Below are 5,301 nucleotides of genomic sequence, written 5' to 3' on the forward strand. Positions count from 1 at the left end.
GCCCGTTGCAGGCGTGACCGAGCCCAAGATCGTCGTCGAGGCGGTCGAGATCGACGGCAGCAAGATCTTTGTCGCCGGTCTCGCCGATGCCGGCCGCAAGGTGCGCGCCTATGCCAACGACATCCTGCTCGGTGATGCGCAAACGTCGACGGATGGTCATTTCCTGGTCGAGGCGGCGCGCGACATTCCGGTCGGCAGCTACACAATACGTGTCGACGGCCTCGATACCGACGGTGTGACAGTTGTGGCCCGCGCAGCCGTGCCGTTCGAGCGCGAGCCGGGCGAAGCGGTCGCCGCCGTGGCACCCTCGGCGCCGAAGCCCGTTCAGCCCAAGCCGGCCGCACCTGCCGCCGCCGAGGCGCCGGCCGCGGCCGGGACGGCTCCGGCCACCACGCCTGCTCCCGCCACCGAGGCTCCGGCCGTTGTGGCGGAGGCGACGCCGCCGAGCGACGTGCCCGAGACCGTGGCGCCCAAGCTTGAACATGCCGACGGCGCCGTCATCATCCGCCGCAACGACACGCTGTGGCGGATCTCGCGGCGCGTCTATGGCCATGGCGTGCGCTTCTCGACCATCTACCTCGCCAACCAAGACCAGATCAGCGATCCCGACCGCATCTGGCCGGGGCAGGTGTTCAAGGTCCCGGAAAAGTCGAAGGAAGGCGAAGCCGCCGACCTCAAGGCGATGGGCGAGCAGGCAACGACAGCGCCGGCCAAGACGCAGTAGGGTTGGCGATTGGCCAATCTCCCTCCTTGAGGGGGAGGTGGCAGGCCAGAGGGGTCGTCGCGCGTGAAGCGCCGACCTTCTCTTTTCTCCAAACGACGTCGCGTCAGGACGCACCGACCCCCTCTGTCACCTTTGGTGACATCTCCCCCTCAAGGGGGGAGATTAGGTCGCTCTACCCATCGGGGTAGCTTGCCGCAGACCTGCTCATCGTCTATCGCCGATGGACGATGACTGATTCCCTTATGGAAACAAACGCACCTGGCTGCACCCCGGACAGCCGAGCCGTTGCCACCCGGCTGGCAGCACTTTCGCACCCGGCTCGGATCGAAATCCTGAAATACTTGTCCGCAAGCAACTCCTGCTACTGCCGCGAAGTCGTCGATCGGTTCGATCTGGCGCAGTCCACCGTGTCACAACATCTGAAAATACTGGTCGAAGCCGGGCTGGTTCGCTTCGAGCCCGATCGCCAGCGTTCGCGCTATGCGATCGACCGTGCCGCGCTCGCCGATGTTTCTGCATCGGTGGCCGCCCTCGTCAATTCCTGCTGCTCCGGCCGCTGAAAATAAGAAGAAGGCGCCAAAAATGGCCGAAAAAACCGTCTCCGACTCCTCGACCTTCAAGACGCTGCTCAATTTGTGGCCCTATATGTGGCCGGCGGATCGCGCCGATCTGAGAGCCCGGGTCACCTGGGCGACGCTGTTGCTCGTCGTCGCCAAGCTGACGCTGGTCGCCGGTCCCTATTTCTTCAAATGGGCAACGGACGCGCTGGCCGGCGACTCCAAATCGGTGCCACCGCTGCCGACATTTCTGCTGGCGCCGGTCATGCTGGTCGTCGCCTACAATGTCGTGCGCCTGGTGCAGCTTGGCTTCAATCAGCTGCGCGACGCGCTGTTTGCACGCGTCGGCCAATACGCGGTGCGCCAGCTCGCCTTCCGCACCTTCGTTCACATGCACCAACTATCGCTGCGCTTCCACTTGGAGCGTCGCACCGGCGGCCTGTCGCGCATCATCGAGCGCGGCACCAAGGGCATCGAGACGATCGTGCGCTTCATCATGCTCAACACGGCGCCGACCATCCTCGAATTCGCGCTGACCACCGGCATCTTCGCCTACACCTATGGCTGGAAATATGTGGTCGTCGTCGCGGTCACCGTCTGGGTCTATGTCTGGTTCACGGTGCGCGCCAGCGACTGGCGCATCTCGATCCGCCGCGACATGAACGACAGCGACACCGACGCCAACACCAAGGCGATCGACTCGCTGCTCAATTACGAAACGGTCAAATATTTCAACAACGAAAGCATGGAAGCCGAGCGCTTCGACCGCTCCATGGCACGCTACGAGGTCGCCGCGACGCGCATCTGGACCTCGCTCGGCTGGCTGAATTTCGGCCAGGGCATCATCTTCGGCCTCGGCACCGTCATCGTCATGTGCATGTCGGCGCTTGAAGTGCAGGCCGGCACGCAGACGGTCGGTGACTTCGTCTTCATCAACGCCATGCTGATGCAGCTGTCGGTGCCGCTCAATTTCATCGGCTTCATCTACCGCGAAATCCGCCAGGGGCTGACCGACATCGAGCAGATGTTCGACCTTCTGGATGTGCCGCAGGAGATCGTCGACAAGCCGGATGCCAGGCCGCTCGCCGTGAGCGCCGGCAAGGTCGAGTTCCGCGACGTGCATTTTTCCTATGACCCGAACCGCAAGATCCTGAAGGGCATCAGCTTCGAGGTGCCGGCCGGCAAGACCGTCGCCATTGTCGGGCCTTCGGGTGCCGGCAAATCGACCATCTCGCGGCTTCTGTTCCGCTTTTACGACGTTCAGTCCGGCCAGGTGTTGATCGACGGCCAGGATATCAGGGACGTGACGCAGGAGAGCCTGCGTGGCGCGATCGGCATGGTGCCGCAGGACACCGTGCTGTTCAACGACACCATCGCCTACAACATCCGCTACGGCCGCATCGGAGCCAGCGAGGAGGACATGCAGAAAGCCGCTGAACTAGCCCAGATCGGTCCGTTCATCGAGCGATTGCCTGACGGCTACAAGTCGATGGTCGGCGAACGCGGGCTGAAGCTTTCGGGCGGCGAAAAGCAGCGCGTGGCGATCGCCCGCACCATCCTGAAGGCGCCGCCGATCCTGATGCTCGACGAAGCGACCTCGGCGCTCGACAGTCACACCGAGCAGGAGATCCAGGCCGCGCTCGATCTGGTCAGCCGTGGCCGCACCACCATCGTCATCGCCCACCGCCTGTCGACGGTAATCACGGCCGATGAGATCATCGTGCTGCAGGACGGCCAGATCGCCGAGCGCGGCACCCATGCCGAGCTGATGCGCAAGCATGGCCTCTACGCCTCGATGTGGGACCGCCAGCGCGAGGCGACCGAGGCCGAGGAGCGCCTACGCATCGCCCGCGAGGGCGACGAGCTTGGCGTTGTCGTTCGTCGGCGAACGTCGGAGGTGAATTGAAAGTTCGGCGCATGACCTGATTTTTGCGCTTGACCTCAACATAAGTTGAGATTGTAGGCCGTTCCTGGAGCCCAAAAAACACCATGATCCAGGAACGGAGAAATCGAAATGAGCAAGACAAATCAGAGCGTTGACGGCCGCAGCGTGTTCAGGGTGGACAAGTTCGTCGTGCCTGCCGCCGCCCGCGAGGAGATACTCGCCAAGGTCAGGACAACGCATGAATTGCTGCGCCTGCAGCAGGGGTTCGTGCAGGATTTCCTGCTCGAGCAATTCTCAGGGCCGGGCGAGTTCAACCTTGTGACCATCGTCGAATGGGAAAGCCAGGCAGCCATCGACAACGTCGTGCCGATCGTCAAGGCCGCGCACGAGCGCATCGCTTTCAACCCGCACGAGACGATCGCCCGGCTCGGCGTGCGCGCCGACATCGCCAACTATCAGCGGGTTCCGGGGCTTTAGAAAAGCCGTTACGGCAAACCGATGCCAGGTGCCGGCGCTTCGACGCTGAATATGGCATTCCCCATTGTTGCGTTGCGGCGAGGGGGGCTTTCGGCTATTGAGGCCCCACCTGAAACGGAGCCCGTTTACACCCGATGAGCCTTGTCGATACGGTCAAGAACGCATTCGTACCGATCCATCGCGAAGGCTATCCCTTCATCGCGGCCTTTGGCGCGGCGACGCTTTTCCTCGGCTATTTCTCCTCGATCCTGTTCTGGATCGGTCTGATCCTGACGGCCTGGTGCGTTTATTTCTTCCGCGATCCCGAGCGCGTCACGCCGGTCGATGACCGCCTGGTGGTCAGCCCCGCCGACGGCATCATCTCGGCGGTCGGACCCGCCGTGCCGCCGCGCGAACTCGGCCTCGGCAATGCAGAGATGACCCGGATCTCGGTGTTCATGAACGTCTTCTCCTGCCACGTGAACCGCGCCCCGGTGCGCGGCCGTATTGCGAAAATCGAGCACCGGCCGGGCAAATTCCTCAATGCCGAACTCGACAAGGCAAGCACCGAGAACGAGCGCAACGGCCTGGTCATCGAGAGCCCCAACGGCACGGTCGCGGCCGTCCAGATCGCCGGCCTGGTGGCGCGCCGCATCGTCTGTTGGGCCGAGGCCGGCGGCTCAATCGGCACTGGCGAGCGTTTCGGCCTGATCCGCTTCGGCTCGCGTGTCGATGTGTTCCTGCCCCTGACCGCCACGCCGCGCGTTGCCGTCGGCCAGACGGCGGTTGGCGGCGAAACCGTGCTGGCCGAATTCGGCGGTGTTGCCGGCACGCCTCTTGTTCGGGTTTCCTGACCGGTGGGCACGCAATACAAAAAGTTCGAGGCCCATGCCAGCGGCGGTCCGCGCATCCGCGAAATCCCGATGCGCATGGTGCTGCCCAATCTGGTCACCGTGCTCGCCATCTGCGCCGGCCTGTCCGGCATCCGCTTCGGCTTCGAAGGCCGCTTCGAGCCGGCGGTGGTGATGGTGCTGCTTGCCGCCTTCCTCGACGGCATCGACGGCCGTCTGGCGCGGATGTTGAAGGCGACCTCCAAATTCGGCGCTCAGATGGATTCGCTGGCCGACATCGTCAATTTCGGCGTGGCGCCGGCTCTGGTGCTCTATGCCTTCCTGCTCGACCGCGCCGGCTCGCCGGGCTGGATCGCGGCACTGCTGTTCGCCATCGCCTGCGGGTTGCGCCTCGCCCGTTTCAACGTGCTCGACGACGAGAAGGGCGATCGCCCCATATGGCAGTCCGAATATTTCGTCGGCGTGCCGGCGCCGGCGGGCGCCGTGCTGGTGATGCTGCCGCTCTATCTCTATTTCCTGCGCACAGGGCTGGAGCCCAGTCGCCCCGCCGCCTTCGTCGCCACCGGCTTCACCATCCTGGTCGCCTTCCTGCTGGTCAGCCGGCTGCCGGTCTATTCCGGCAAGAGCCTAAGGATCCCGGGCGACAGGGTGTTGCCGATCATCCTCGGTGTCGTACTCTACGTGCTCCTGCTGATGACCTATCCCTGGTACACGCTGACCGCCTCGGTCGCCGGCTACCTGATCTTCCTGCCATTCAGCGTGCGCGCCTATTCGAAGCGCGCCAAGCGCGAGGGCGAGAAAGTGCCGCCCTCCGATATAGGTTAGAAA

6 protein-coding genes are annotated in these 5,301 nt (G+C 63.8%); all 6 read left to right on the top strand.

Annotated features, from left to right (window positions below):
• The coding region (locus tag EN984_RS21710) for a LysM peptidoglycan-binding domain-containing protein (RefSeq protein ID WP_164765567.1) at nt 1–724 on the top strand (724 nt) is incomplete at its 5' end.
• Between the two features lie 227 nt (nt 725–951).
• A complete protein-coding gene (locus tag EN984_RS21715) occupies nt 952–1,284 on the top strand; it encodes a metalloregulator ArsR/SmtB family transcription factor (protein WP_127268240.1) in 333 nt (110 codons plus the stop codon).
• A gap of 22 nt (nt 1,285–1,306) precedes the next feature.
• Nucleotides 1,307–3,187, top strand: coding sequence for an ABC transporter ATP-binding protein/permease (locus EN984_RS21720; protein ID WP_127268239.1), 1,881 nt, complete (start codon nt 1,307–1,309; stop codon nt 3,185–3,187).
• A 108-nt stretch (nt 3,188–3,295) separates the two neighbouring features.
• A complete protein-coding gene (locus EN984_RS21725; RefSeq protein WP_127268238.1) occupies nt 3,296–3,643 on the top strand; it encodes an antibiotic biosynthesis monooxygenase in 348 nt (115 codons plus the stop codon).
• Nucleotides 3,644–3,777: 134 nt separating this feature from the next.
• The gene (locus tag EN984_RS21730) at nt 3,778–4,476 is read left to right on the top strand and encodes a phosphatidylserine decarboxylase (protein WP_127268237.1); all 699 of its coding nucleotides are present in this window, start codon (nt 3,778–3,780) and stop codon (nt 4,474–4,476) included.
• Between the two features lie 75 nt (nt 4,477–4,551).
• The gene (locus EN984_RS21735; protein ID WP_236383118.1) at nt 4,552–5,298 is read left to right on the top strand and encodes a phosphatidylcholine/phosphatidylserine synthase; all 747 of its coding nucleotides are present in this window, start codon (nt 4,552–4,554) and stop codon (nt 5,296–5,298) included.
• Nucleotides 5,299–5,301: the final 3 nt, after the last annotated feature.

The sequence above is a fragment of the Mesorhizobium sp. M7A.F.Ca.CA.004.12.1.1 genome, from assembly GCF_003997835.1.
GTDB lineage: Bacteria > Pseudomonadota > Alphaproteobacteria > Rhizobiales > Rhizobiaceae > Mesorhizobium.